Raw genomic sequence first — 26,621 nt, forward strand, 5'->3', positions numbered from 1 at the left:
ATTCCCCGCGGTGAAACGGGGAACTCACCGGCACCCCGTGACCTCGTAGAGCGTTGCGCTCTCCCCTACGCTGGCGACCTGGGTGAGAATCGGCGAACCTGCAAGCTCGTGCAGGCCGCGATACGTCGTGAAGTGGTTCTCGAAGAGTTCTCTCTCACCGAAATCCAGAACGTGAGTCACGCCGAGAGCGTCAATCGATTGGCAGACCTCCGCGGTCCCCGTGTTCAGAGACCGCGCCAGGAATTCCGCGTCAGCCCCGTACTTACCCGTGACATGGGGGAAGACGACGTCGCGTCCGGTGTAGGCGTAGAGCAGTGCAGCGCCCGTCAGGGGGTCGCCGATCACGAGGCTGTCAGGTCCGAGTTTCGTCGCCGCCAGGGAGAACAGCTCGGCCTCTTCAGAAGACAGGCCCTGCGACTGCGCGTCGAAGCGGAAGCTGACGTTCCGCATGTACCGCACGTCGCTGACGACGGCGCTCAGGTGGGTCGCAGCCAGCAGGATGCCGACGACGAGGACCGCGACGGCACGGACGGTGCGGCCTTGTTGTTTCTGTGTGCGGATCCAGTCCCAGCTGACGGTCGCCCCGAGTGCGGCCAGCGGCAAGCCCATCACACCGAGGAGCGCTGCGACACGGGTGGCGTCGTCATACCAGACGCCGACGATCGCGCTCCGCAGCGAGAGCACAGGCAGCCAGGTCGCGGCGAGGAAAAGGAAGATCGCGAGTGCGTGACTTGCGAGGATCCACCATCGTCGACTCTTGACGACGGTCCAGATGCCGATGAACGCGAGCGGCCCCACGAGGAGACCGGTTGCCCGCCCCACCGGGCTCAGGAAGGCGACCTCGCCGAGCGCGGCAGCGAGGGTCGAGTTCGGAAGCCACTCGTGGGTGGTCACATTGGCGAACCGCCAGACGGTGAGAAGCGCCACGGCGCAGCCGGCACCCACGATCGCGACGATCACCCTGGTGCGCATCCCTCCCGCTCTCGCCATCTGCCAGGCGCGCCACGCAGCGAACGGCACCAGCAGCGCGACCGCGCCGAGCAGTGCCGAGGGGTGGCCGAGGGCAGTCGCGCCCATCGCCGCGATTGCCGTCAGCGCCAGTCCGACGCGCTGCGCCCATGGCAGCCCCTGACGGCAGGCCAGGATCACGAAAGCGAGGATGAGCGGAATCTGCAGGGTTCCGATCAGATTCGGATAGAGCACGCCCCAGTTCAGAAAGCCGAGCGGGAAAACACTGAACCCGAATCCGACGAGCGGGGCCCAGGCAGCCGCCGCACGGTGGCGAGGGAACAGGACGCTGGTCACCGTCGCGAGCGCCACCGGCCAGATGACGGCGATCACAGCGATCGTCATGATGTTGGTCGCGGGGACGACCGCTGAAGTGAACGGGACGATCAACGCGACCAAAGCGTGCCAGAGCGTCGGGTAGAACGTGCTCGTGGCACCCGGGAGCACCATCGTCATGTGAAACGGCGACGCATCGCCGTTACTCAGGATGAACTCGACGGCGTTGAGGTGGAACAGGCCGTCGTAGAGCTGAGTCGGGTGCTCAACACTCGAGATGCCGACGACCAGGATCGCGATCCAGCCAAGCGCGGCGGTGCCGATTCCGATCCATACGCCCCGGCCATCGCCTCCGCGAATGCTCTCGGCAGACCGCCGGACGAACCACAGCCCGGCCGCGATCGCAGTGATCACTGCGGCGACGATCACGACCGGGACGAAAGACCAGCGAAGCCCCACCAACGGCGCGAGCAGACTCCCCGCGCCGATGCTGGCCAACGACACGACGATCGCACCAGCGAGGAGCACTACCCCCCGCAAACGCAGCAGCAGAGCTGCGGGAAGACCAGGCCCGACAAGGAGCACGCATGCGATGAGGAACGCCGGGATCTGCCCGAGCCAGTCAGCGCTCACCCTTCCACCAGCGCGATCGCACCCTCGAGTTCGCCGTCGTAGACGACTCTGCCCTTGTTGATGACCACGCCCCTCGTGCACAGATCACGGACCATCTCCATGTCGTGACTGACAACGACGAGCGTCTTGCCCGCAGCGAGGAGCTCCTCGAACTTCACGCGACATTTCTCTCGGAACGGCACGTCCCCGACCGAGAGAATCTCATCCATCAGGAGCACGTCCAGTTCGACGTGGATCGCCACCGCGAACGCGAGTCGGAGGAACATGCCCGACGAGTAGTGCTTGACCTCTTGGTCGATGAACTCCTCGATCTCGCTGAATGCGACGATCTCGTCGTAGCGCTCCTCGATCTGGTGCTTCTTCATCCCGAGGATCGCCGCATTGAGGAACACGTTCTCTCGACCGGAGAGTTCCGGATGGAACCCCGCCCCCACTTCGATGAGCCCCGCCACGCGTCCCCGCGTCAGCACCTCTCCCGCATCCGGCTCCATGACCCCCGAGATCAGCTTCAGCAGAGTGGACTTGCCGGAGCCGTTCATGCCGAGGATGGCGACCGACTCCCCCTCTTCGATCACGAGGTCGACGCTCTTGAGCGCTTCGAATGTCGAGGTCAGCTTTCGACGCCGGATCCACGACACCACGGTGTCCTTCAGCGAGAACGCATGGTTCAGGGTGAACGTCTTGCGGACACCATCGATGATGATGCTCGGACGCAATGCAGTGTCGCTCATAGGTCCTGTGCGAACTTTCCTTCCAGGCGTCGGAAAACGAGCTGCCCGATCAGCAGCGTGCCGACGGCGATGAGAGCGGTCCACAGCGTGTTCATGGCGAGGTCCGGCGGCATCGGTGGGAGCGGGTCGCCGGCATACCCGGCGACGTCGACCAGCTCCTGGCTGGTGGGACGCCAGAAGGCGTAGTGGAAAAGTTCCACACCCTGCGTGATCGGATTCAGCATGTACACCTCGACGAGCCACGAAGGCCAGCCGAGCTTGTCGACGACGGCCTCGTACACCATGGTCCATGCGTAGAGCACGGGCGATGCCCACGTTGCGAGGAGCAGCATCAACTCGACGATGTTCTCCGCATCCCGGAAGCGCACGTTCACCGCTCCGAAGAGGAGCCCGAGACCGAGTGCGAAGATCATCACGATCAACATTCCGGCCAGCGCGCCGAGGATGCCCAGCACCGTGACATGTCCGAGCCACCCCATCAGCATGCACACGACGAGCAGGAGCCCCACCTGCGGCAAGAAGTGCACGAACGACACCAGCACCGCCGAGACGGCGAACAGCTGTCGCGGCAGGAACACTTTTCGCACGAGCGCCGCGTTTCCGACGATCGAGCCCGTGGCGTTCTTGTACCCCTCGGAGAACAGGTTGATGACGACGATGCCCGAGAAGAGATAGATCGCGTAGTTGGGTACGCGATCCAGGTTCATGAAGATGCCGAGGACGACCCAGAAGACCAAGAACTGGGCGGCGGGGCGCACGTAAGACCACACCCAGCCCAGTACGGAGTTCCGATATCTGGTCGTCACCCCGGTGTGGACGAGCAGGCGCAACAGATAGCGCCATCGCACCACATCGATCAGCCCATGGCTCTTGCCGGGGGTATCGAACTCGGTGCGCGGGATGGCAGCGAAGAGATCTCGGGTTTCAGTCACAGTCCACTCAATCGGCGCACGGCGGCCACTGCCGCGACGGCACCATTCTATGTCAGGGGGTTTCGGAGCTTCCTGCACGCCGCACACCGTCCGCGTCGAGCCGTTCGTCCAGCCATCCTCGAAATGTCTGGACAGCGTGGGGAGCCCAGATGCTCTCGTCAGCCGCTCGACCGGCGGTCTGAGGCTTCCGCGAGACACGGATCCGTTCTGCGATCTGTGCAGCGTCCTGCACACGTTCGCCGAAAGCGTCGCCGATCACCCCAGCGGCGAAAGGGCTGTCACGCGGGATCACCTCACAACCGAATGCCCGCGCCTCGAAGAGCACGGTGCTCGCCTCGCCGAGGACCACGGTGGTCCGCTTCAACGACTCGTACACGTCCGGCTCCTCGTCGACGATCACTCCCGGCGCGGCGGCGAGTCGCGGGTAGCGACGCGCCGTCTCGTCCCGTTCGCCGGGATGCGGGCGGAAGACGATTGCCCAGCTGTCGTCGAGAAGCTCTCGGAGTTCGACGACCAACGCGTCGGTTCGTTCCGGGTGCGTGCGCGAAGACACCACGAGCAGCTGCGGAGCGCGACGTGCGGGCGCTGCGGCTGCCTGACGCTCGAGATGCGGCTTGCCTATCGCCGTCACCCGCCCGGGATGACGTATCGAATCAGACCAGAAGTCACCGAAGGTCAGCAGTTCGTCCGGCAACGCCCTGCGGAGCTCGGGCTCTTGAAACAGCCGGCCATAGTTGTACGCGGCGTGCGACGGACCGATCCAGCCGTGCTGAGGCTCCGCGACATAGGCCCCGCCATCTTTGAACAATCCGACCGACTCGCTGTGATAGGTATATGAGCCGTTGTCGAAGAGGACGACGCGGGGACGGACCCTGTCGATCAAGCGCCGCAGCTCGTCCAGCTGGGGCACGCGATAATTCTCATCACGGATCGCACGCTGCCGGATCTTCTCGAATGCCTGTGGTTCCTGACCCAGCCGACGAGCGAAATCGGAGAGTAGGGAGTCGATGGAACGCACAGCGGCCTCGGTGGGGTGCTTGCCCCGCACGCGCATGGTCACCCGCGCGTTCGCGGCATCCATGCTCACTGTCGGTCGGAACCAGGGTGGCCCCAGTGAAGAGGGCAACGGCTTCTGCTGGACGACGACCGCGCTCTCCGCTGCCGCCGCGAAGTCGTCGACGAGCCAGTTGCGCGCGGAACCTCGCTCGCTCGCAAGCGTGCCGCCGGCGACGTAGAAACAAACGTCGTGCTGTGCGGCCCGACGCGGTGCGTCCCACCGGCTGGGCAGCTGCGCTCTCGCCACGCGCCGCGCCTCCGCCCATCGGGACCAGGTCCCGGGCGCCACATCCAGGCTGCCGGTCGTCTGTGCGGACAGCAGCCAGGCCACTCGCATCCGCACCTGCGCCCAGAACGGTACTGACGCTCCGGGAAGGATCTCACGAAGCACGTCCGGTGCGTCGTCTTCGAGAGCAAGCAACTTCCGCACCGCGTCGGAAGTTCGTGCGTCGAGGCCGTTCGGGTCGGAGCTCACAGATCGTCCCGTTGCCCCATGAGCCACTCGACGACGCGGAAGTCGAATTCGCTGTCCACATCGATCGAACGTTCGGTGGGCATCTCGTAGAGAATCGTGGAGGGGAGGAAGACCACCTGGTCCTGGAGCAGCGAATCCCGTCGCCACACGTAGATGGAACCGTTCATGTCGAAGCATCGCGGTGCATCCTGACGACGCAACACCGCATCGCCAGGCTGCTTGCTCACGGCGACCGTGCCATCGGGTTGCTCTTCAACGAGATTGAAGTACGGATTTCGTCTCGCCTCCGAACCCGTGATCAACGAGGCGGCATCCGACTCCTCGAACATCCGGACGGCGGTGCGGATATCGTCGAGGGTGCGCAACGGGCTCGTCGCGTCGAGGTCGACGCAAACAGCGTAGGTCTTTCCGGTGCGCTGCTCCGTTGTTCGTACGGCATGGGCGATGGCGGGAACCTTGCCAGCCGTGTCCGTGGCCATCTCCGCAGGGCGGCGCACGACGCCAGTGGCGCCGAACTCCGGAGCGAGGGCCAGGATCTCCTCAGAGTCGCTCGAGACGACGACCTCGTCGAAGAGCCCGGTCGCCGCCGCCTGCGCCACCGAGTGTCCGAACATCGGCCGTCCAGCGACGACTCGGAGGTTCTTGCCGGGTACTCCTTTCGACCCTGCGCGAACGGTGATCGTGCAGATCCTCATTCCTCTCTCCCTTCCCACGCCCGTCTCGCGCGTTCGAGATCCTCCGGCCGCCCCACATCGATCCACTCCTCGCGGATCTCATAGGCGGAGACCTGACGATCGGCAGCCATCAACTGCGCCAACAGGGTGGGCATGTCACAGTATTCGTCCTGCTCCAGGAGATCGAGTGCGCTCGGCTCGAGAACGTAGATCCCCGCGCTGACAAGCTCTCGGTGATAGGGCTTCTCCGCGAGTCCGACGACCCGATGCCCGTCACGGCGGAGTACCCCGTAAGGGATCTCGAAGCCGTACTCTCGCGCACCGATCGTCGCGTCAGCCTGCGCATCGAGGTGGAAGCCGAGCATCCGTCGGAGGTCGACTTCCGTCAGCAGGTCAGAATTCATCACGACGAACGGCGAGTCGATCTCTCCGCGCAGCTGAGCCATCGCACCCGCGGTGCCGAGTGGCATCGGCTCATGCAGATAGGTGATCTCCAGTCCATGCTCCGTGCCATCGCCCAGATGCTCCTCGATCAGGTGCCCGAGGTGGTTCACGGAGACGTGCACCCGACGGAATCCCTGGCCGCGAAGCCGTCCCAGGATGATGTCGATCATCGGTGTGTCGCCCAGCGGCACGAGTGGTTTCGGAATGTCCTTCGTGATCGGGTAGAGCCGTTGGCCACGCCCGCCGGCCATGAGGACGACCGGAGTGGGAAGCGGAGTCGCGATGTGCTCGCCTTCACCTACGACATCGACGATTCGTCCCTCGTCGACCACAGCGACGACCCTGATGCCGCGTTGCGCTTTCAACGCGTCCACGGCGTCCTGCGTCGCGGTCGGCGGCACCGTCGCCGGATTCGTGTTCATCACTCGGTCGACGCGGTCCTCGAGCGAAGCCCCTGCGAGCAACCCTCGGCGGATGTCCCCGTCGCTGACGGCACCGACGAGTCGGCCCGTTGCGTCCTCGACGAACACGACCTGCCGCCGACTGCGGTCAAGCTGGAAGAGCGCATCGCGGATGCTGGTACCCGGGTACACGGACAGATCAGTGTTCGAGCTCATGCCGACTCCCTCCTCTCGGATCCGGTCGCTCGTGCTGGCACGCCGACGACGACTGCTCCTGTCGGAACGTCCGCGATCACGACGGCACCGGCTCCGACGACGCTACCGGATCCCAGCGACACACCCTGGATGACGCGGGCGCCGAGTCCGATGTGAGCTCCGTGGCCGATCCGGACGCCACCCGCGACGACCGCGCCTGGAGACACGTGCACGTGGGCGCCCACGACCGCATCGTGTTCGACGATCGCACCGGAGTTGATCAGCACGTTCTCGCCGATGACGGCTCCGGTGTTCACGAACGCTCCCGCGAGCACCTGGACGCCATCGTGCAGCTCAGCCCCCGGGTCGACGAATCCCCGCGGGTGCACGATCTGCGCGGCACGGAAACCGCGCGCCACCGCCCGTTCGTAGATGTCGCGCCTGGCCCGGGTGGATGAGGTCGAACCCAGACCGTTGACGAAGAGCACCTCGTCAGGGTCGAGCGTTGCGAGTACGCCATCGTCGCCGAGATACGGGCAATCTGCGCCGAGGTCACCCTCCTGTGGCGCGAGATACCCCAGGACGGTGACCTCCTCGGCACGCAGCGCCGCGAGGACGGATCTCGCGTGTCCGCCACCGCCGAGCAGGATCAGCTCAGCCATCGATGAGCTCGCCGCGGCGATAGGACCGGGAAGCCGTGCCACCGACGACCTCCCAGAAATCGAAGGGGGTGCGGCCAGTCGCCGGTCGGAAGCACGCGACCGCATCCTCTGTGATCATCGATCCTGCTGCGATGTCGCGTGTGGCCACCAGACTGCGCCGCACGACCTGTCGATTTCCTTCTTCGACGCTCTGCGCCCTCTTCTCCGACGATCCGAGCATGGTCGGCACCCGTCGTAGCGCAGCGACGTAATCCCGCAACCCGTCGGGATCCAGCGACGCAGCATGGTCCGGGCCGTCCGCGGTCACGTCGAAAGTGAAGTGCTTCTCCAGGACGGTCGCTCCGAGCCCCACAGCGAGCACGGACGCGAGCGCCCCGAGCGAGTGGTCGGAGTAGCCCACCCGGTGGCCGAAAGCCCCCGCTATGGTCTGCATGGCACGCAGGTTGAGGTGCTGGTCGGCGGCGGGGTACTCAGTCGTGCAGTGGAGGACCGTCACGTGTTCGGCGAACCGGACATACTGGTCTCGCGCCTCCCACGCCCTCTCCAGCGCCCCCTCCGTGAGGCGCTCCGATCGATCGAGCACACCGTGTGCCTGCGCCACGCCGGCGGCGAGGAATCGCAATGCTCTCGCGATCTCGTCCATATCCGCCATTCCCGTGGACAGGATCACCGGAAGCCCGCTACGTCCTGCCTTGACCAGGAGTGGAGCAAAGGTGAGATCGCCGGATGCGATCTTCACGACCGGTATTCCCAGCTCCTCGATGAGGAAGTCGAGTCCATCGAGATCGAAGGCCGTGGAGAGGAAGCCGATACCCTGCTGGTCGCAATGCGCCCGCAGGGCCCTGAACTCGTCATGAGTCAGCTCGAGCCCGCGGAGGAGGTCATGCTGGCTGCGCACGTCCTGGTCGGAGAGACGCTGGTAGTCTGCGAGGTCCGCGGACTCCAGCGCGAGAGCATCGGCGGAGAAGGTCTGAAACTTCACGGCGTCGGCGCCGGCGTCGGCGGCGAGATCGACCAGATCCTTGGCGATGGAGAGAGAACCGTTGTGGTTCACCCCGGCCTCCGCAATCACAAAGACGTCAGCGGTCATTGTCATCTCCCCTCTCGAGATCGTGGAAGGACTTCTTCGGAGGCTGCGGAATCTCCGCGTCCCGGAGAGTGGCGGCAGTACGCGCAGCGAAACCCGGGGTCCCGAAGGGACTCTCGTCGGCGATCACCGGCCCAGAAGCTATCCGTCGTCGAATCGCCGCAGCGATGGCGTCCGCCGTGGGTTCTGGCACGTCGACGCTCTCAGCGATCGGCCTGCCCTTCTGACGGTCACCGACCAGCACCGATGGGACGCCAAGTACCGGTGCCTCGAGGACGGTGCTCGACGAGTTTCCCGCCACGACCGATGCTGCGCGCATCGTGCTGAGGTACGCGCGCTGCCCGAAGGACTCGACATAGTCGACCCGCTCGGGATGCTCGGAAACGAATCGGGAGATCCGCTCACGAACGGCCTCGGTGCCGATGTCCGAGTTCGAACCTGTGATGACGATATGCAGGTCGTCCACCGCCAAGAGTCCGTCGAGGAGCTCTTCCAGCAGCTGCTCTGCAGGTGCGACGTCCATGATCGCGGGGTGGAAGGTCACGAGTGCGCTCGGCTCGGGAAGTCGGATGCCGAATCGCTCCTCCACCTCGTGACGCGGCATCGCATCGAACGTGTCGAGGATGTCGACGATCGGCGCACCGTGGAAGAACACTCGCTGAGGCTCCTCCCCCAACTGGATCACTCGACGACGATGCTCCGCCGTCGAGGTGAAGTGCAGATACGCCATCTTGGTGATCGAGTGCCGGAGCGCGTCGTCCATCGCCCCCTCGGTGATCTCTCCGCCGTGGATGTGCGCAACGGGCACCGACAGGATCGTCGCCGCAACGGCGACCGCGAAAGCCTCCAGACGATCCCCGAGCACCACGACGATGTCAGGCGCGATCTCGTGCAACGCGTTGGCATAGCTGGGCAGAGCACGCCCGATGTCGGCGGCTGCCGCGAGCGCCGTGTCCGCTCCTGACCAGATGGGTACCGAAGCGGCGACGGTGAACCCATCGCGCTCGATCTCGGAGACGGTGCGCCCGAATGCATCGCTGAGGTGGGTGCCCGTGACGATCAGCTGCAGGTCCAACTGCGGATCGTCCTCGATCGCCCGAAGCAACCCTCGAAGCAGACCGTAGTCCGCACGAGTTCCGGTGACGACGGCGATCGTTCTCATGACGCTGCCAGGGCCGGAGAACTCGGCAGACAGACGACAGAGGCGTGCAGGGCCTCCGCGACGGGCAGAGGCGCGTGCGGCAGGTGACGGTACGGTGCCTGTGCGTGCAGGAGGTTCCAGAACGGGCGACATTGCAGACCGGCGTCGTTGGCCGCCTCGAGGAGGGCGTTTCGGCGTGCGAGGCCGCCGGCTACGCGCACCGCGCAGAGCCAGTAGTTGCTCTCGGTTCCCTGCGGCTCGGTGAGGAACTCGACGTCGGGGGCGCCGAGGAAAGCGGCCTGGTAGCGGGCGGCGAGCCGCCGCTTGTCGGCGAGGAAGCCTGGCAGTCGCTCCAGCTGGGCCACGCCGAGTGCGGCATTGAGATTCGGCATCCGATAGTTGTATGCCACCTCGTCATGCTCGAACTCCCACCGGTGCGGGAGCTTGGCCGTCGTGGTGAGATGACGCGCTCGTCGGGCGAGCTCATCGTCGTCGGTGAGGATCATCCCACCCCCGCCCGTGGTGAGGATCTTGTTTCCGTTGAAGCTCAGGATGCCTAGCCGACCGAACGTGCCGGTGTGTGCCTCGCCGACGCGGCTGCCCAGCGACTCCGCGGCGTCCTCGACCACCGGGACCTCATACTCCCCCGCCAGCGCGACGAGTTCCGCGATGTTCATCGGATGTCCCAGCGTGTGCATCGGGACGATCGCCGCGATCCTCCGGCCTGTGGCCGCGTTCACCAATCCCTCGGACGTGGATCGGGCGGAGCGCAGTACATCCGCGACAGCAGCGACGGAGAGGCCGAGCGTGGTCTCATCGCTGTCGACGAAGTAGGGCTGCGCTCCGGTATGTGAGACCGCGTTCGCGGTCGCCACGAAAGACAGGGCGGGGACGATCACATCATCTCCCTCGCCGGCACCGACGAGTTCCAGCGCCACCTGCAGCGCGGACGTCCCGTTGGACACGGCGATCGCGTGCCGCGCATCGGTGAAGTCGGCGACACCTTGCTCGAACTCCGTCACGAAGGCGCCGACACTCGATACGAAGGTCGAGTCGAGGCACTCGCGCACCCGTTGCTTCTCCCGCTCAGCGATGTCGGGAACGTGCAGACCGACGAACGGCTCGGCGCCGACGACATCACGGATCGTACGGACGAAGTCTTCGGGCGCGCTCATACGACGTACGCGTCGGTGCGGTAGCGCGCCAGGTTGGCGGGGTCCGTGAACCACTCCGCCGTGGCACGGAGGCCCTCACGGAAGCCGTCGACACCGTCGTGCTTCGGCTGCCAGCCGAGAACCTCCCGAGCCTTGGTGTTGTCGGAGAAGAGTCGCTCCACCTCGGAGTTCGCGGGGCGCAGTCGCGCCGGATCTTCGGTGGCGACAGCATCAACGCCCATCACCTCGGCGATGAGATCGAAGGTCTGTCCGATGGACACCTCGAAGCCGACGCCGAGGTTGATGACCTCTCCCACCCCGGCGGTGCTGGTCAGGGCAGTCGTGAAGCCGGAAACAGTGTCGGGGACGTAGGTGAAGTCACGCGTCGGCGAGAGGGCACCGAGCTGGACCTCCCGCTTGCCTGCGGCCAGCTGGCTGACGATCGTCGGGATCACCGCACGAGCGGACTGTCGCGGGCCGAACGTGTTGAAGGGACGGATCGTGACGGCGGGCAGGCCGAAGGAGGCGTGGTACGCGTTCACCATCTGGTCTGCTGCGATCTTGGACGCCGAGTACGGCGACTGACCCTGCAGCGGGTGGCCCTCGTCCATGGGAACGTACCGCGCGGTTCCGTACACTTCGCTCGTCGAGGTGTGGATGAACCGGCTGACGTCCGCCGCACGCGCTGCGTTGAGCAGATTGAGCGTGCCTTGGATGTTCGTCTGCACGTACAGATCGGGAGCCGCGTAGGAATACGGGATGGCGATGAGGGCAGCCAGATGAAGCACCGCGTCGCGGTCGCTCACCGCGGACAACATCAGGGCCGGATCGCGGACGTCCCCGGGCAGGAACTCGATCTCCCGCGCGACCTCGTCCGAGATGCCGTCGAGCCACCCGCGGGAGCCGAACGAGTTGTAGAGCACGAGCGCTCGGACGTCGTGACCATCTCTGACGAGCTGCTCCGCGAGGTGCGATCCGATGAATCCGTCAGCTCCTGTGAGCAGTACCTTCATGCCACCAGTCTATCCGAGCGCGCTTCCCTCCTACTTGGCGTACGACAGCGTGCCGTTGGCGAAGGACTGCGTGCACGTGGTCGCCGTACATGTCTCCGCGCTCGTCGGCCAGCCCAAGTCGCCACGGATCCAGCCGCGCGCACTGTAGAGCTTCATCATGGCGGCGGAGGAGGCGAATGCGCCGGAGGCGGAGGAGTGGATCCACCCGCCGGTGAATGCCTGGCCGAAGCCGTTGCCATTCGGATCGGTGACGGTCTGCACCGCGGAATCCGCCATGCCGAGCGTGCTCTTGGCGCCCCCCAACGAGCTGTAAAGGCGCGAGATCTCCGCGTTCGTCGACGTGAGGAAGACATCTTCCTGCGGCCCACGGATTCGGATCGCGCCGTTGTCGAATGCCTGCCGGCAAACTCCGTCCACGCACGATTCCGTAGTGACGGGCCATCCCAAGGCTCCCCGCACCCACCCGGCGGCGCTGTACGCGTCCATGATCGTCGTCGAGGAAGTGAACGTTCCTTTCGCCGAGGAGTGGATCCAGCCGCCGTCGAACTTCTGGGCGAACCCGTTGCCGTTCTTGTCCGTGACCGTCTGGACCGCCGCCGCTGCGTTGCCGAGGAATCCGGCGGCTCCCCCGGCGGCCTCGTAGGCTTTCTGGATCGCTGCGTTGTCTGCCGTAAGAATCGTGACCGCAGGGGACCCGACCTGATAACGGATCGTGCCTCCGGTGAACGACTGGACACACGACCCGGCGTTGCATGTCTCCGCAGTCGTCGGCCAGCCGAGAGGACCTCGGAGCCACCCCGCCGCGCTGTACGCCTTCATGATCGCCGCCGAAGAGGAGAACGACCCGCTTGCAGAGGAGTGGATCCAACCACCGGCGAACTTCTGCGCGAGACCATTGCCGTTCTTGTCCGTCACCGCGGTCTCCGCACCGGTCGGCCACCCCAGGCTCCCCCGCAGCCAACCCGCCGCGCTGTACGCCTTCATGATCGCCGCCGAAGAGGAGAACGACCCGCTCGCAGAGGAGTGGATCCAACCACCGGCAAACTTCTGCGCGGGACCACCGCCGTTCTTGTCCGTCACCGCGGTCTCCGCACCGGTCGGCCACCCCAGGCGCCCCCGCAGCCAACCCGCCGCGCTGTACGCCTTCATGATCGCCGCGGACGAGGAGAAGGATCCCTTCGCAGACGAGTGGATCCAGCCACCGGCAAACTGCTGAGCGACGCCGTTTCCATTCGGGTCCGTCACCGCAGCCTCCGCCGCGATGGGCCATCCCAGCTCGCCCCGGACCCACCCGGCCGCGCTGTACGCCGTCATGATGCGCGTCGACGAGGCGTACGAACCTTTGGCCGAGGAATGGATCCACCCGTTCGCGAATCGCTGCGCGTCACCATTGCCCTGCGGGTCGGTCACGTGCTGCACCGCAGCCGTAGGCGCGCCGATCCACCCCGCGGTCCCTCCGATGCTCTCGTGCAGGGCACGAATGCTCGCCGTCAGCTTCGTGCCGTCGGAGCCCGCGGTCGCCGCGGAGAGCGTGCCGTTCGCGAATGCCTGCGTGCACCCGAGATCGTTGCATGTCTCCGCTCCGCTCGGCCAGCCCAGGGCGCCCCGGATCCATCCGGCGGCCGAGTACTGAGCCATGAGTTGAGACGACGTCACGAACGTACCGCGCGCGCTCGAGTGGATCCAGCCGCCTGCGAACTGCTGCGCGTAACCGTTGCCGTTCTTGTCGGTAACCCGCTGCACAGCCTTCAGGGGATACCCCAGCGGGCCCGTGGATCCACCGGACGCCTGATAGGCCGTTTTGATCGCGGCATTCGTGACCTCCGCAGCCGGGCCCGCCGCTGCACCCTTCGTGTACTGGAGCACACCGCGCTGGAAGGTCTGAACACAGACATCGCCTGAACACGTCTCCGCACCAGTCGGCCACCCGTAGGCTCCCCGCACCCACCCCACTTTGCTGTACGCCGTCATGATCGTCGCCGAGGAGGAGAACGTCCCGGACGCGGATGAATGAACCCATCCGCCGTCGAACTTCTGTGCGAGACCATCGCCGTTGGGGTCGACGACCGTCTGCAACGCCGCGGCCGCGTATCCCAGAGGCCCGCTCGCGCCTCCCTGGGCGACATAGACGGGTTTGATCTGAGGATCGTCCACAGGGGGGACCACGTATGCGGGTTTACCGGTGTCGTATCGGATCGCGCCACCGGCGAAACTCTGAACGCAGCGCTGCGACGCGCAGGACTCCGCGCTCGTCGGCCACCCGAGAGCGCCCCGGAGCCATCCTGCCGAGCTGTACGCCGTCATCACGGTCGCCGAAGACGCGAATGTCCCACGCGTCGAGGAGTGAATCCATCCCTTGGAGAACTGCTGGGAGATCCCATCCCCGTTCGGATCGGTGACCGCCTTGGGCGTCGCAGCGGGGTAGCCGAGCTTGCCGCCCAATCCGCCCTGAGCCGCGTACGTCGTGTACACGTCCCCATACACCGTCAGCGGCCCGAGTGCGCGCGTCCAGGTGATGACGCCCTTCGCATAGGTCCAGGTGCATCGAGCCGACGAGCTCGAGCAGGAGGGCTGAGCGCCGGCCGCACCGAGGACACCGGACGAGCCTCCGAGGTTCGTGTAGAGCCGCGCGATCTCGACCAGCGGGTCCACGGCCTGCGTGGACCCGAACCAATCAGTGAAGTAGTTGTAGAAGTTGCGGTTGCCGTACGCCGAGCAACTGTTGCCTTCGCCGTAGCCCGCGCGCAGGGCGGCAGCGTTGGGCTGGTACGGCGTGTAGTAGTAGAGCGCCGAGGTCGCCTTGTTCGCGACGTAGACCGGGGCCGACCCGCAAGACGCCTTCGGGTTGTAGAGGATGTTCCAGGTCTTGCCCGGGGCGTACCACTGGAACCACTTGCCCTCCATGTAGATCTGCATCTGACGCGCCGCGCCGTAGATCTGATGGAAGAAGCCGATGTAGTTCGGGTCGCACGGGGCTGTATCGGGACATCCCTGCCCCAGCGCGATCCGGTAGCGCCACGCGCTCGGCCAGACGTGGGTGATCAGCCCCTGCTCCTTCTGCAGCATGACGATCAACACCTGAGGGTTGATGTTGCAGGCCTGGGAGACGCGATAGATGATGCGGGCCGCAGACTCGTTCGCCGCCCCGGAGTAGCCGGAGCAGTACGCGTCTGCGGGCCGCGTGACGGTGTTCATCCGGAAGTCCTTGAGACAGACGATCGGCTCGTTGTTCTCATCCCGACCGCCGAGGCATCGCGAGACCTTGCTGTTGAAGAAGCTCTGGATCTGCGCCTCGGTCATCGTCTTCTTGTTCGTGAACACGGCGTCGCTGATGATGTTTCCCGGCGTGAAGCCGACGAGCGTGCTCTTCGCGATCCCGGTCGCCGCCGGATCCGCCACGGCGCTCGCGACGCTCGCCGTGGGCGCGGAGACGGAGGCCTGGGCAGCAGCGGCGGGGACCACCGTACCGATCACCAGAGCGGAGACAGCGAGGAAACAGGTGAGGAGTGGGTAGGTCCTCAGGGTGTTTCGCGAGCGTGGGGCACGTCGAGACATGTGACCAGTGTGACGGAAGTTACGCGATGATGCCACTGTTGCGCCGTTCGCGACGCAAGTTTTCGGCGTGTCGCCCTGATGCGCAGGTGGTTCTCAGCGGATCACAGGTCGGCGTGCAGGCTCCAGAGGCGCTCCCCCGAGCTGGCCCAGGAGAACGCCCTCGACCGGTCGGACGCGAGAATCCGGAGTCGCTCGGCCGCCGGTCCCGCCGCCTGCTCGATCGCATCAGCGATCTCGTCCCCCGTGACGAGAGTGCCGCCGTCGGCGATGACGTCGCGATGGGAGCCGGTGTCGACAGCCACGACAGGGACCCCGAGGGCCATCGCCTCGACGGCCCGCCAGGGCCAGCCCGCGAAGTCGCCGGTCGCAGCGAAGACCGACGCACCGGCGAGCGCGGCCGCACGATCCTCGACCGCCAGCGCACCCCGCACATGGGCGCGACGCTCCGGGAGGCCTGCTGCGGATGCGATCTCGACGTAGCGAGGCTCCGCCCCGTCCGGAGCATCGAGCACGACAGCCTCGATCCCCGCCGCCGCGGCCCCGCGGAAACCGTCCCGCAAGGACGACTCCGACCCGGTGAGCACCACGTATTCTTCCGGCAGCGACAGCGCATTCCGGCGACGATCGGCGTCATCCGGGACGACGAACCCCCGAGGTGGCGCCCCCGCGATCACGCGCACACGATCACCCAGACGTGCGAGTTCGGAGAGCCGCGCAGCGACCGCGTGGGAGGGAACCACGACGGCATCGGCATGCTTGACCGCCCGGCGGAGCATCCCTCGCTGCCAGGAGACCTGGTTCTTCGGCAGCAGCTCCGGCGCATCCCACGCACGCAGGTCCCACAGGGTGACCGTCGTCTGGTCATCGTCGTGGACGCGATCGTGTTTCACGAGAGGAGCGAACAGGCTCGGCGAATGGATCATGCCACCCCCGACCCCGGGAGCGATGCCGAGCTGCCAGGAGGCAGCCAGTTCACGACGCGCCAGACCGAGGGTGCGCACCTCTCCCACGCCGCGGATCGTCGCCTCGGAGCCCGCCGGAACGATGAGGTCCACCGTGCAACCGGAGGGCGCTGTCGCGATCACGCCGTCGGCCAGATCCACGGCGGCAGAGGCGAGATCGGGGTCGACGATCTGGCCGAGTTGATCCAGAACGAAACGCAGCCGAGCTCCCATGCGCTCAGGCTATCCTCGGGCCGCGACGCCCCCGTGGAGCGCACCACCCGTGGCGCACGAATATCAGCGTTCCCACAGTTTCCGGCCACCACCGGCACCACCGTTCATGCTTGAATGCTCGGGTGAGCGATGGCCGGCTTCCCGTCAGACGCCGATGGATCGGGTGGACCATCGGCGCGTTCCTCGCGTTGCTCCTCATCGCGATCGGGTGGGTCACCGTCCGGGGGATCGGCGCGGTGAACGACCTCCAGGACGTCGCAGACGGAGCGACGCAGCTGAAGAAGACGATCGCGGCGGGAGACCTCGACGGCGCGGAGCCGGTCGCCCGGAGCGTCGCACGCAGCGCAGCCTCGGCCGCCGACCTGACCTCGGACCCGGTGTGGCAGGCGTTCGGCCTCGTCCCCTGGCTCGGTCCGAACTTCCGTGCCGTGAGCGAGATCGCGGACATCGCCGACAGCGTCTCGACGGATGCGCTCGCCCCTCTGCTGGAGGTGGCGGACGGCCTCGATCTCGCAAGCCTCGGGTTCGTGGGCGGCACCATCGACCTCGCCCCGTTCGCCGAGATCGAGAAGCCGCTCGGCACGGCGAGCACCGCGCTCGGAACTGCGGAGCTGCAGGCCAGACGGATCGACGCCGACGCCACCCTCCCGCCGCTCGCAGAGGCCATCGATCAGATGCGGTCCGCCGTCACCGAGGCTGCCACCGCGGTCGGTGCACTCCACGGCGCCGCCGTCCTCCTGCCGACGATGCTCGGAGGGGAAGGCCCACGCAACTACGTGCTGGCGATGCAGAACAACGCAGAGCTGCGCTCGTCCGGCGGGATCATCGGCTCAGTCGCTCTGCTCCACGCGGAGAACGGGAAGATCACCCTCCAGAAGCAGGCTTCGACACGGGACTTCCCCGCCCTCGACACCCCCCTGCCGCTCAGCGACTCGACGGTCGCCCTGTTCGAGGATCGGCCGGGCCGCTTCCTGCAGAACATCACCAGCATCCCGGACTTCACCGAGGCCGGAGAGACCATCGCCGCGCGGTGGACGGGACGATTCGGTGGAACGGTCGATGGCGTCATCGCCGTCGACGCCATCGTCGCGGAGAACCTGATGGCCGTGACGGGAGACCTCACATTCGGGCCGTTCACCGCGACCGCCGAGAACATCACCGGCATCCTGCTCTCGGAGATCTACGCGGCCGTCCCCGACCCCGCCGTACAGGATGAGATCTTCGCCCAAGCGGCCGGTGCGCTCTTCAGCGCAGCCTTGTCCGGTGGGGACCCGAAGGCGCTGATCGGAGCCCTGGCCGAATCCGCCGAGGAGGGCCGGATCCGCATCTGGAGTGCGCACGCGGACGAAGAGGGGTTCCTCGCCTCGTCCGCGCTGGGAGGGACGATCCCCGAGGACGATGCGGACGCCACCTACGTGGGCGTGCTGATCAACGACAGCACCGGCGGGAAGATGGACTACTACGCCCGTGGCGCCTTCTCGACTTCCGTGGGCACCTGCAACGGCGCGCCGACGACCCAGGTGCAAGTGACGTGGACCAACGCCGCGCCCGCGGACGCCGCGACGTCCCTCCCCGCCTACGTCACCGGGGACGGCTACTACGGGGTCCCGGCCGGCACGGTGCGCACTCTCATCGCGGTCTACGGCCCTGCCGGCGCGACGCCCTCCCACATCGACCGGGACGGCGAAGAAGAGGGCGTGCAGACAGCCATGCTCGATGGCCGCTCCGTGGTGCAGCACGAGGTCTCGCTCGCGCCGGGCGAGTCGACGACGATCACCGTGGAGTACCAGGGAACCGGCGCCGGAGAGCGGCTCACGGAGATCCTGCACACACCGCTGGTCGACGAGCCCGATGCGACACGCAAGCCACTGGCCTGCGCATCGTGACATTCCCCGCTCGATAGGGTACTGTCGACTCACTGGGGAATATCTGGAGTCTGCAAACCTGCCGTGGGGGCAGGGAGGCTTCACGCAGTCGGATGCAGGGGTGTATCCGGAGGCGATTCCGCGTGAAATTCTGGGGAGAAATCATGCTGAAGAAACTGGCTGCCATCAGCCTCACCGCTGGCGCGCTCGTACTCGCTGCGCCGGCCGTAGCGACGGCGGCGCCGACGCTCGCTCCGACCGCGTCGTCCAACGACTACCCGACGCCTCCGGGAGTCAAGGTCAGCGATCCGATCATCGACACCTGCGAGGTCTCGACCATCGTTTTCGGAGCAGGCTATTTCCTGCCTTCCGAGAACGTGAGCGTCTCCATCTCCGGACTCGAGGCCGCTCGGGCCGCGGGCTCGGGCAGCACCGCTGGCGCAGACGGCGGACTGACCTACACGTTCCGACCCCCGGCCGACGGTGAAGGCTCGTACGCCGTCTCCTTCAACGGATCGCGTTCGTACACCGCCACCATCACGGTTTCGCACGGCCACGACGCGGCCACGTCCTGCGACCACGATCCTGGTGTGGCTCCGGCGGGTACCGAGCTGCCGCTCACGGGCGGAGACAACGCGGCGTCTGCCGGCGGGTTCGAACTCGCCCTCACCGGCGGCAGCGTTTCGCCGTGGGTCCTCGGCGGTGGCGCCGCAGCGCTGGTCGCCGGTGGCGCCCTGGTCGCCGTCGGAGCATCTCGCCGCAAGCGCGCCTAGGTCCGGCTGCCGCCTCGCGCGGTGGTCGACTGGACGACGGTGATCCCTCCCCCTCCGATCACCGTCGTCTGGTGCGTCCGGCCGGCGCACCGCCAGCCCACGGCTCCTCCTCCTCGACGGTGGTGACCGTGGGCTTCGTCGCGCACCCGGCGCCCACCTCGCCCGTTCCCGCCGCGACGGAGTGCACCCGATGACTGGAAGGCACCGCGTCAGGGCGCGGGGGTCGGCGTCTCCGTCGGGGGGTGCAACGTCTGCCGGATCAGATCGTGGATGTACGCGTAGTCCGGCTGGTGCTCATCCACTCCGGAATCGGGGGTGAGCTCGATCGTCGTGACAGGCTGTTCCTTCGCCTTGAGCATCAGATCGAAGAACTCCGGCAGCTTGTCCGACGGGAGATCCGTGCTGATCAGAGCCGTCCCCGCCGCCGCCACCTCGTTGAACCTCGTGAGCACCGTCTGCGGGGTGAACTGCGCGAGGATCGCCTCCTGCAGCTCCCGCTGACGCTTCATCCGATCCCAGTCACTCGTCGTGTAGCGCGAACGGGCATACCACTGGGCGGTGTCACCGTCCATCCGCTGCTCCCCCGGCTCGATCCAGCCGATAGCCCACTCGTTCACATCGGTGCCGGTCCAGCCCTCCGGCGGTCCGCCCTTGGGCAGACGCTCGGTGACGTTGATCTGCACTCCACCGAGCGCATCGACGAGCTCGGCGAACCCGTGCATGTCGACGAAGACGTAGTAGGGGATCTCGATTCCGAGAACACCCTCCGCCGCGTCCTTCGTCGCTTCGATACCCGGCTCGGAGCCGTTGGCCTTCGCGTCAGGGTAGAGCCCGGTGCCGCCGTCTTCCCGACACACCTCCGCGGCGTTGCGGATGTGGTTCATCCATCCGTTCCACCCGCAGGTGGAAGATCCGTGCCCTTCGAAGCCGTTCGGGTAGAGCTCCTGCATCGGGCTCCCCTCGCTGAACGGCGCGTTCGGGAGTTCACGCGGGATGCCGGTGATCGTCACGGCCCCGGTATCGGCGTTCACCGAGACGACCGAGATGCTGTCGAAGCGCATCGAGTCACGCCCGTCGCCGCTGTCCGCACCCAGGAGCAGGATGTTGTAGTAGCCGTCGCTCGGCTCGACGCTCGGTCCGCTCTGTCCGAAGATCGCCCCGATCGTGCTACGCACCGACCCCACCGCGGTCGCGGCATACCCGACGCCACCGCTCACGACCCCCAGCAGCACCAGCGCGACGACCGGGATGGCGAGGCGAGAGGGTCCGGGAACCTTCACGAGTCGCACCAGCCGCAGGGCATCGAAAGTCAACACGACCCAGAGCACGATGTAGCCGACGAGGAGCACCTGGACGACGGTGAGGATCGCGGCGGAGAACAGCCCGCCTCCGATCGTGAGCCACAGCAGGGCCGGGCGGGCGAAGAGGGCGAGGCCGAGCGCCACCACCACGAGCAGCCACGCCAGCAGAGTCGCGCCGAGCCCGAAGCGGCCGAGCCTGCGGTTGCCCGCGAGCACCTGCGCAGATCCGGGGACCAGGAGATTGAGGGCGACGAGCCACCACCCGCGCTTGGCCATCATCCCCGGGTCAGCGACATCCGGGTGCCGCAGAGGGCGTGTCTCGATGAGCGGGCGCTGTGTTGCGCGCGGAGGCGCAAGGGTCACAGCGACCCCTTCAACCGTTCGTTCTTCTCCTCGACCTGTGTCTCGAGATCGCGGGCGTACGCGTCCACCCGGTCGGCGAGATCCGCATCCGCCGTCCCCAGGATGCGGGCCGCCAGGAGCCCCGCGTTGCGGGCGCCGCCGATGGACACGGTCGCGACGGGGATGCCGGCGGGCATCTGCACGATCGAGAGCAGGGAGTCCATGCCGTCGAGGTAGGCGAGCGGCACGGGAACACCGACCACGGGCAGCGGCGTCATCGAGGCGAGCATGCCCGGAAGGTGGGCCGCTCCCCCGGCGCCGGCGATGATCACACGGATACCGCGGGAGCGTGCCTCCCGCGCATACGACATGAGCTTGTCCGGTGTGCGGTGGGCCGAGACGACCTCGACCTCATGCGGGATGCCGAAGTCGGTGAGCGCCTGAGACGCATCGCTCATCACGCGCCAATCGGAATCGGATCCCATCACGACGCCGACCAGAGGGGCAGCGGAGGAGTGCAGTGGCTCAGTCACCAGATCAGGCTACGGTCTACCGCTGTGAGAAACCCCGAACGGCGCGCGTCTTGTCCCGCATGTCCGACCGTGAGAGGTGCGCCGGCGTGCAGGATTCAGGCGAAATGTGCGGCGGCCGCACGCGCGATGTACACGGCATCGTCGAGATCGTCATCCGCGACGTTCACGTGACCGACCTTGCGACCGGGCCGTGGCGCCTTGCCGTACGTGTGGATCTTCGCCTGCGGGTGCTCGACCATCGCCGCGGGGAAGCGCTCCTCGAGCGTGCCCTCCGCCGGACCGCCGAGGATGTTCACCATCACCGACCAGGCTGCACGAGGAGCCGTGCTCCCCAACGGCAGATCGACGACCGCGCGCAGATGCTGCTCGAACTGTCCGGTGACGGCGCCGTCCTGGCTCCAGTGACCACTGTTGTGCGGTCGCATGGCCAGCTCGTTGACGAGGATCCGCTCATCGTCGGTCTCGAACAGCTCCACGGCGAGCATGCCCGTCACACCGAGTCCCTCCGCGATGGTGCGTCCGATCTCCTCAGCGACCTGCACGAGGCGCTCGGCTGCCGCGGGTGCCGGGGCGATGACCTCCGCGCATACGCCGTCGCGCTGCACCGTCTCCACCACGGGGTACGCGACAGTGTCGCCGCTGGGGCGACGCGCCACCTGCTGGGCGAGCTCGCGGACGAAGGGGACGAGTTCCTCTACGAGGAGTGCATCGTCTTCGGCCAGCGCATCGAGCCAGTCCTGCGCCTCTTCCGCCGCGCGGACGACGCGCACACCCTTGCCGTCGTAGCCGCCCCGAGGCGTCTTCACGACACCGGCGCCCGCGTGGGCATCGAGGAACGCCTGCAGCTCAGCGACGTCGCGTACCGCGGCCCAGTCCGGCTGAGGGACGCCGAGCTCGGCGAGGCGGGCGCGCATGACCAGCTTGTCCTGCGCGAACTGGAGAGCGTCGGGGCCCGGGTGCACGACCACACCATCGGCGACGAGGGCACGCAGCACGGACTGCGGCACGTGCTCGTGGTCGAACGTGACGACGTCGACTCCTGCGGCGAACGCACGCACCACGTCGATATCGCGATAGTCGCCGACCGCCGTCGCGGCGAGTCCGGCGGACATCCCTTCGTCTTCGGCGAGCACCCGGATCTCCAGCCCGAGTTCGACCGCCGGAGCGATCATCATCCGGGCCAGCTGCCCTCCACCGATCACGCCAACACGCAAAGCCATGTGCCGTCTCCCTTCGTCCGACCCCATTCTCCCGCACGTGCGCAGGAGGATCGGACACGTCTCACCTGCGCGATCGTCGATCGCCCGCAGGACGGATCGTGGTCACGCCGTATCGAACTCGTCTCCGCCCGCCTGCGCGTCGCGATGCGCCAGGATCTGCCCGACCTCGATCTGGTCGGCGAGAGTCTCATGGACCAGCGTCACGTTCGGTACGTTCGCGAGACGCATCGGCGCGTCGACGCCGTTCGACAGGGTGATCGTGCCCGCACCCCACACGCGCTGCAGCGGCCCGCGTCGGACGGCGATCGTGTAGCCGCGAGCGTGGGACATCTCCCGGCGTCGACGGGCACCGACGCCGTGGTGGGCGATGACACGTCGCGTGGTGACCGTCGTGCTCCGCGAGTACCAGACGATGAACGGCAGCACCACGGCGAGAAGCACCAGCGCGCCCGCCGCGGAGAGCAGCATCCAGTCCTCATACCCCGCCGGGAGGTTGCCGTAGAAGTAGGCCGTCGCGCCGAATGTCGCGATGAGGACGAGTGCAGACCAGAACAGTCGACGGGCATGGCCCCGGAAGCGTGCGATCAGCAACTCCTCCGAAGGCGTGCCGGGCGGCGGCATCAGAGGCCGTCCGCCGAGCGTCACAGGCTGGGTCACCCCACCATTGTGCCTGTGATCCCCGACAAGCCCGTGTGTGTCTCGGCGTGTCAGCTTCCCGCAGGACGCACGTGCACGACGTCACCCGCGGATATCGCGTGCTCCACGCCTTCGGAGACGACCAGCAGCCGCCCTTCCGTATCGAGGCCGACGGCCGTGCCCTCCTGTGTGCGATCGCCCGGCATCGACACCCGGATCGTCTGCCCCACAGTCGCGCATCGTTCGGTGACGGCACCGTGGGCGCCGCTCGCGACGGCGTCTCCGGCGGCGGCGACGAGGTCCGTGAGCCGGGTGTCGAGCGCCGTCACGTAGGTCGCGAGCAGCCGATCCTCGTCGACGTCGACGCCCTGCGCCGCGAACGATGTCGCCGTGGCGACGGGAAGCTGCTCCACCGTCATCGCCGTGTTCACTCCGGCGCCGACGATGATGGCGTCCGACGCCGCCTCAGCGAGGATTCCGCAGATCTTCCGACCGTCGACGAGCACGTCGTTCGGCCACTTCACCGCGACCTCCTCGTCCGGGAGCTGCGCGGCCACGGCCTCCGCCATCGCCAGTCCCGCGAGCAGCGGTATCCAGCCCCGCGACGCCGGTTCCGCCGGAAGAGCGCGCAACAGCACGGAAACCGCAAGGGCTGAACCATCCGGCGCCACCCAGGTCCGATCGAGCCGCCCGCGACCCGCGGTCTGGTCGTGCGTCGCCAGGACCGAGAGGTGCGGCCAGCCGTCCGCGTCGTGCGCGTGCCCGCGAAGGTCGGCGTTCGTCGACCCCGTTCGCGCCACCTGTTCCAGGCGCGGCACGATCGCGGTGGAGCGCGGGAAGCCGATGCTCATGCGTCCTCCTCGTCGGCTTCTTCGTCGTCGTCATCCTCGTCTTCGCGGACCGCCCCGACCTCGTGGGCCTGCCACCGTTCCCACTCCTGCATGAGCCCGTCCACGGCGGCATGGAACTTCGCGGTCGCCACCCCCTGTGTGGTGTCACCGAAGTAGTGCTGCACCCACATCCGCAGTCGGGCGATCGCCGCCTCATCGACCCGCACCCGCTCGATCTCGGCGACGACGTCCGCCGCCGACTCGGCGGTCAGCCACTCGCAGTCGGACAGATAGCCCTGCGTGTCGACAGAGGCCTGGTCGTCCGTGGGGCGCGTGATCATCAGCGGCTTCCCCGCAGCGAGCCGGTCGTAGACCATGGCGGAGATGTCGACGATCGCGACGTCCGCGGCGGTGAGCTGCCAGCCGAGCTCGGGGCCGTCGTCGTAGACGTGCTGGGCGCGCGGGTCCGCGGCGTTCGCCGCAGCGATAGCCGCGATGATCCGTCGATGCGCGGCGCCGTAGGCCTCATCGACGACGCCACTGCGGGGATGCGGACGATAGATCACCCGGTGCTGTCCGGTGGCGAGCAGGCGTGCCACGAGGGTTTCGCCGTGCGATGCGATCGATCCGTAGTGCGCGCTGGGCCGGTCGCCCTCCCACGTGGGGGCGTACAGCACGACCGTACGGTCATCGGGGACGAAGGGCAGCGTGCCGGAGTAGTGATCGGCCTGAGGTCGCCCGATCTCGATCGTGCGACGATCCACGTCGTAGTCCCAGAGCGTCCGCGAGAGGCGGTCCCGCGCGGCCTGGCCGGCCACGAACGCATAGTCGTACGCCTTGTACTGGTTCGTGGTCATGTACATCTTGTCGGACTCGCCGTGGTTGATGAACACGTGCCACCGCCGCCCGTAACGGAACATCTGGAAGTTGCGGGTGTTCTGGTTGACGTACAGCACGATGCGGATGTCCTGCGTCGCGATGAAGCGCTCGAGATCGCGGACCTTCGGCACGAACGCGACCGGAGGCGAGGCCTCGTCCAGGAGCTTCTCGGTGCCCGTCGCCTGCCGCGAGAGCACGACGACCGGCCAGCGGCGGGCGAGCTCCGCGAGCGGACGATACCACTGCCGCATCTGGTACATGTTGACCGCACCGTCGGCGAAGTACACCGCCACTTTGAAGTGCCCCGTCGGATACGGCTCGGTTTCGGCGAGGCGACGACGCACCCGCTGGACGGCGGTCCGGGATGCGAGCGCCCGCTTCAGCAGACGGTACGCCTTCTTCGCGTCAGACAGTGCACCCATCCCTCCAGAGTAGTTCGTCCACGCGGGGTGCCCCGGCCGGTGAACGATCCGGGCTGCGACGCGCATGACGGCTTCCCCTCAGGCAAAGCCGGAAGCCGCCGTGACATGATCGTCATGTGCCAGCCGACGAGTCAGCCGCTCCCCTGCCCGGGGTGTCCTTCGTGATGCCGGTGCTCAACGAACACGCCTACCTGGAGCACGCGGTCGAGTCCGTGCTCGCTCAAGACGTCGATGTGCCCACGGAGCTCGTGCTGGCTCTCGGCCCCTCCACCGATGGGACGACGGAGCTGGCCCAGCGGCTCGCAGAGACGGACGAGCGCATCCGGCTCGTCGGCAACCCGGCTGCGCACATCCCCGTGGGGCTGAACGCCGCCATCCGCGCCAGCCGCTACGCGACGATCGTCCGCGTCGACGCGCACTCCGAACTCTCCCCCGGCTACGCCGCCCGAGCGCTGGCCACGCTGGAACGCACGGCCTCGGCCAACGTCGGCGGTGTCATGCACGCCGAAGGGCGTACGCCGTTCCAGAAATCCGTCGCACGCCTCTACAACTCCCCCGTCGGACTCGGCGGAGGCGCCTACCACGGAAGCTCGCAGGAGGGCGAGGCCGAGTCGGCCTACCTCGGCGTCATGCGCCGTGAGGTTCTCGATGAGGTGGGTCTCTTCGACGAGACGATCCGGCGCGGCGAGGACTGGGAGCTCAACCTGCGCATCCGACAGGCCGGTCACCGCGTCTGGTTCGATCCCGACCTGTCCGTCACCTACTGGCCCCGCGAGAGCTGGACGCGGCTGGCGCGGCAGTTCCGCGCGACGGGCGCCTGGCGGGGTGAGCTGGTGCGCCGCTTCGGGCGACGCAACGGCCTCCGCTATTTCGCTCCCCCCGCGCTCGTGCTCGTGGCCGCGCTCGCCCTCGTCCTGGGGGCGCTCCAGCTGGCAGGAGTCATCACCGGCGCGGTCTCCTGGGTCGCCTCGATCCTCGTCTACGGGCCACTCGCCCTGTACGTGTTGCTGGTGATGGGCGTCGCTCTCGCGCCCGGCGGCGGCGGTGCGCGCCAACGGCTGTGGACTCTGCTCGTCCTGCCCACGATGCACCTCTCGTGGGGCATCGGGTTCCTCGGCGGCGTGCTCCGAGGCGCTCGGGACACCGTGGATGCTTCGCGCTTGGGCACCCGGAACACGCCACTCCCCTGAGACGGGTGAGCGGCCGGA

General features: G+C 67.2%; 22 protein-coding genes. 3 read left to right on the forward strand and 19 right to left on the reverse strand.

Annotated elements, in window-relative coordinates; all coding sequences use genetic code 11:
• Positions 1 to 24: 24 nt before the first annotated feature.
• From ACLF6J_RS04695 to ACLF6J_RS04755, 13 genes are all read right to left on the reverse strand, one after another.
• Complete coding sequence (locus ACLF6J_RS04695; RefSeq protein WP_134353439.1) at positions 25 to 1,917, reverse strand: DUF6541 family protein; 1,893 nt, start codon at positions 1,915 to 1,917, stop codon at positions 25 to 27.
• Positions 1,914 to 2,648 carry an ABC transporter ATP-binding protein gene (locus tag ACLF6J_RS04700; protein WP_134353438.1) on the reverse strand — a complete coding sequence of 245 codons (735 nt, stop codon included), beginning with the start codon at positions 2,646 to 2,648 and terminating at the stop codon, positions 1,914 to 1,916. The genes ACLF6J_RS04695 and ACLF6J_RS04700 overlap by 4 nt, the downstream gene beginning before the upstream one ends.
• Entirely contained in the window at positions 2,645 to 3,580 is a 936-nt protein-coding gene (locus ACLF6J_RS04705; protein WP_232762159.1) for an ABC transporter permease, read from the reverse strand. Before ACLF6J_RS04705 ends, ACLF6J_RS04700 begins: the two co-directional genes overlap by 4 nt.
• A gap of 52 nt (positions 3,581 to 3,632) precedes the next feature.
• Complete coding sequence (locus tag ACLF6J_RS04710) at positions 3,633 to 5,027, reverse strand: hypothetical protein (protein WP_208526527.1); 1,395 nt, start codon at positions 5,025 to 5,027, stop codon at positions 3,633 to 3,635.
• A gap of 80 nt (positions 5,028 to 5,107) precedes the next feature.
• Positions 5,108 to 5,806, reverse strand: coding sequence for a cytidylyltransferase domain-containing protein (locus ACLF6J_RS04715; protein WP_134353434.1), 699 nt, complete (start codon positions 5,804 to 5,806; stop codon positions 5,108 to 5,110).
• Positions 5,803 to 6,846, reverse strand: a complete 1,044-nt coding sequence (locus tag ACLF6J_RS04720) for a nucleotidyltransferase family protein (RefSeq protein ID WP_134353432.1) — start codon at positions 6,844 to 6,846, stop codon at positions 5,803 to 5,805. Before ACLF6J_RS04720 ends, ACLF6J_RS04715 begins: the two co-directional genes overlap by 4 nt.
• Entirely contained in the window at positions 6,843 to 7,487 is a 645-nt protein-coding gene (locus ACLF6J_RS04725) for an acetyltransferase (RefSeq protein WP_166804715.1), read from the reverse strand. Before ACLF6J_RS04725 ends, ACLF6J_RS04720 begins: the two co-directional genes overlap by 4 nt.
• Positions 7,480 to 8,577 carry an N-acetylneuraminate synthase gene (gene neuB, locus ACLF6J_RS04730; RefSeq protein ID WP_134353428.1) on the reverse strand — a complete coding sequence of 366 codons (1,098 nt, stop codon included), beginning with the start codon at positions 8,575 to 8,577 and terminating at the stop codon, positions 7,480 to 7,482. Before neuB ends, ACLF6J_RS04725 begins: the two co-directional genes overlap by 8 nt.
• Entirely contained in the window at positions 8,567 to 9,736 is a 1,170-nt protein-coding gene (gene neuC, locus ACLF6J_RS04735; protein ID WP_134353426.1) for a UDP-N-acetylglucosamine 2-epimerase, read from the reverse strand. The genes neuB and neuC overlap by 11 nt, the downstream gene beginning before the upstream one ends.
• A complete protein-coding gene (locus ACLF6J_RS04740) occupies positions 9,733 to 10,890 on the reverse strand; it encodes a LegC family aminotransferase (RefSeq protein ID WP_134353424.1) in 1,158 nt (385 codons plus the stop codon). Before ACLF6J_RS04740 ends, neuC begins: the two co-directional genes overlap by 4 nt.
• A complete protein-coding gene (locus ACLF6J_RS04745; RefSeq protein WP_421076835.1) occupies positions 10,887 to 11,882 on the reverse strand; it encodes a GDP-mannose 4,6-dehydratase in 996 nt (331 codons plus the stop codon). The genes ACLF6J_RS04740 and ACLF6J_RS04745 overlap by 4 nt, the downstream gene beginning before the upstream one ends.
• Before the next feature lie 30 nt (positions 11,883 to 11,912).
• Positions 11,913 to 15,437 (reverse strand): LGFP repeat-containing protein, encoded by a 3,525-nt coding sequence (locus ACLF6J_RS04750; RefSeq protein ID WP_421076836.1) that lies wholly within the window; start codon positions 15,435 to 15,437, stop codon positions 11,913 to 11,915.
• Positions 15,438 to 15,538: 101 nt separating this feature from the next.
• Positions 15,539 to 16,612 (reverse strand): glycosyltransferase, encoded by a 1,074-nt coding sequence (locus tag ACLF6J_RS04755; RefSeq protein WP_134353418.1) that lies wholly within the window; start codon positions 16,610 to 16,612, stop codon positions 15,539 to 15,541.
• 122 nt (positions 16,613 to 16,734) lie between these two features.
• Between ACLF6J_RS04755 and ACLF6J_RS04760 the strand changes: the two genes are divergently transcribed.
• Positions 16,735 to 18,498 carry a DUF4012 domain-containing protein gene (locus ACLF6J_RS04760; protein WP_134353416.1) on the forward strand — a complete coding sequence of 588 codons (1,764 nt, stop codon included), beginning with the start codon at positions 16,735 to 16,737 and terminating at the stop codon, positions 18,496 to 18,498.
• Positions 18,499 to 18,641: 143 nt separating this feature from the next.
• The gene (locus ACLF6J_RS04765; protein ID WP_131491938.1) at positions 18,642 to 19,250 is read left to right on the forward strand and encodes a hypothetical protein; all 609 of its coding nucleotides are present in this window, start codon (positions 18,642 to 18,644) and stop codon (positions 19,248 to 19,250) included.
• A gap of 209 nt (positions 19,251 to 19,459) precedes the next feature.
• Here the strand turns inward: ACLF6J_RS04765 and ACLF6J_RS04770 are convergent, their stop codons facing one another.
• From ACLF6J_RS04770 to ACLF6J_RS04795, 6 genes are all read right to left on the reverse strand, one after another.
• The gene (locus ACLF6J_RS04770; protein WP_134353414.1) at positions 19,460 to 20,914 is read right to left on the reverse strand and encodes an LCP family protein; all 1,455 of its coding nucleotides are present in this window, start codon (positions 20,912 to 20,914) and stop codon (positions 19,460 to 19,462) included.
• Positions 20,911 to 21,378 carry a 5-(carboxyamino)imidazole ribonucleotide mutase gene (purE, locus tag ACLF6J_RS04775; RefSeq protein ID WP_047523092.1) on the reverse strand — a complete coding sequence of 156 codons (468 nt, stop codon included), beginning with the start codon at positions 21,376 to 21,378 and terminating at the stop codon, positions 20,911 to 20,913. The genes ACLF6J_RS04770 and purE overlap by 4 nt, the downstream gene beginning before the upstream one ends.
• A gap of 143 nt (positions 21,379 to 21,521) precedes the next feature.
• A complete protein-coding gene (locus ACLF6J_RS04780) occupies positions 21,522 to 22,646 on the reverse strand; it encodes a 5-(carboxyamino)imidazole ribonucleotide synthase (RefSeq protein ID WP_134353413.1) in 1,125 nt (374 codons plus the stop codon).
• Between the two features lie 102 nt (positions 22,647 to 22,748).
• A complete protein-coding gene (locus ACLF6J_RS04785) occupies positions 22,749 to 23,267 on the reverse strand; it encodes a PH domain-containing protein (RefSeq protein ID WP_208526583.1) in 519 nt (172 codons plus the stop codon).
• Between the two features lie 86 nt (positions 23,268 to 23,353).
• Positions 23,354 to 24,133: a biotin--[acetyl-CoA-carboxylase] ligase gene (locus ACLF6J_RS04790; RefSeq protein WP_134353409.1), complete on the reverse strand. Its 780-nt coding sequence runs from the start codon at positions 24,131 to 24,133 to the stop codon at positions 23,354 to 23,356.
• Entirely contained in the window at positions 24,130 to 25,413 is a 1,284-nt protein-coding gene (locus ACLF6J_RS04795; protein WP_134353407.1) for a CDP-glycerol glycerophosphotransferase family protein, read from the reverse strand. Before ACLF6J_RS04795 ends, ACLF6J_RS04790 begins: the two co-directional genes overlap by 4 nt.
• Positions 25,414 to 25,529: 116 nt before the next feature.
• Between ACLF6J_RS04795 and ACLF6J_RS04800 the strand changes: the two genes are divergently transcribed.
• Positions 25,530 to 26,603, forward strand: a complete 1,074-nt coding sequence (locus ACLF6J_RS04800) for a glycosyltransferase family 2 protein (protein ID WP_227991527.1) — start codon at positions 25,530 to 25,532, stop codon at positions 26,601 to 26,603.
• The last annotated feature ends 18 nt before the right edge of the window (positions 26,604 to 26,621 follow it).

The sequence above is a fragment of the Microbacterium sp. IO18 genome (assembly GCF_049099505.1).
Taxonomy (GTDB): Bacteria; Actinomycetota; Actinomycetes; order Actinomycetales; family Microbacteriaceae; genus Microbacterium; species Microbacterium aurugineum.

Excerpts from the sequence above, each read along its gene's own strand:
- ACLF6J_RS04715 (WP_134353434.1), bottom strand. The coding sequence starts at position 5,806 with ATGAGGATCTGCACGATCACCGTTCGCGCAGGGTCGAAAGGAGTACCC.
- ACLF6J_RS04785 (WP_208526583.1), bottom strand. The coding sequence starts at position 23,267 with ATGCCGCCGCCCGGCACGCCTTCGGAGGAGTTGCTGATCGCACGCTTC.
- neuB (WP_134353428.1), bottom strand. The coding sequence starts at position 8,577 with ATGACCGCTGACGTCTTTGTGATTGCGGAGGCCGGGGTGAACCACAAC.
- ACLF6J_RS04790 (WP_134353409.1), bottom strand. The coding sequence starts at position 24,133 with ATGAGCATCGGCTTCCCGCGCTCCACCGCGATCGTGCCGCGCCTGGAA.
- purE (WP_047523092.1), bottom strand. The coding sequence starts at position 21,378 with ATGGGATCCGATTCCGATTGGCGCGTGATGAGCGATGCGTCTCAGGCG.
- ACLF6J_RS04745 (WP_421076835.1), bottom strand. The coding sequence starts at position 11,882 with ATGAAGGTACTGCTCACAGGAGCTGACGGATTCATCGGATCGCACCTC.
- neuC (WP_134353426.1), bottom strand. The coding sequence starts at position 9,736 with ATGAGAACGATCGCCGTCGTCACCGGAACTCGTGCGGACTACGGTCTG.
- ACLF6J_RS04720 (WP_134353432.1), bottom strand. The coding sequence starts at position 6,846 with ATGAGCTCGAACACTGATCTGTCCGTGTACCCGGGTACCAGCATCCGC.
- ACLF6J_RS04725 (WP_166804715.1), bottom strand. The coding sequence starts at position 7,487 with ATGGCTGAGCTGATCCTGCTCGGCGGTGGCGGACACGCGAGATCCGTC.
- ACLF6J_RS04700 (WP_134353438.1), bottom strand. The coding sequence starts at position 2,648 with ATGAGCGACACTGCATTGCGTCCGAGCATCATCATCGATGGTGTCCGC.
- ACLF6J_RS04755 (WP_134353418.1), bottom strand. The coding sequence starts at position 16,612 with ATGGGAGCTCGGCTGCGTTTCGTTCTGGATCAACTCGGCCAGATCGTC.
- ACLF6J_RS04780 (WP_134353413.1), bottom strand. The coding sequence starts at position 22,646 with ATGGCTTTGCGTGTTGGCGTGATCGGTGGAGGGCAGCTGGCCCGGATG.
- ACLF6J_RS04750 (WP_421076836.1), bottom strand. The coding sequence starts at position 15,437 with ATGTCTCGACGTGCCCCACGCTCGCGAAACACCCTGAGGACCTACCCA.
- ACLF6J_RS04740 (WP_134353424.1), bottom strand. The coding sequence starts at position 10,890 with ATGAGCGCGCCCGAAGACTTCGTCCGTACGATCCGTGATGTCGTCGGC.
- ACLF6J_RS04765 (WP_131491938.1), top strand. The coding sequence starts at position 18,642 with ATGCTGAAGAAACTGGCTGCCATCAGCCTCACCGCTGGCGCGCTCGTA.
- ACLF6J_RS04795 (WP_134353407.1), bottom strand. The coding sequence starts at position 25,413 with ATGGGTGCACTGTCTGACGCGAAGAAGGCGTACCGTCTGCTGAAGCGG.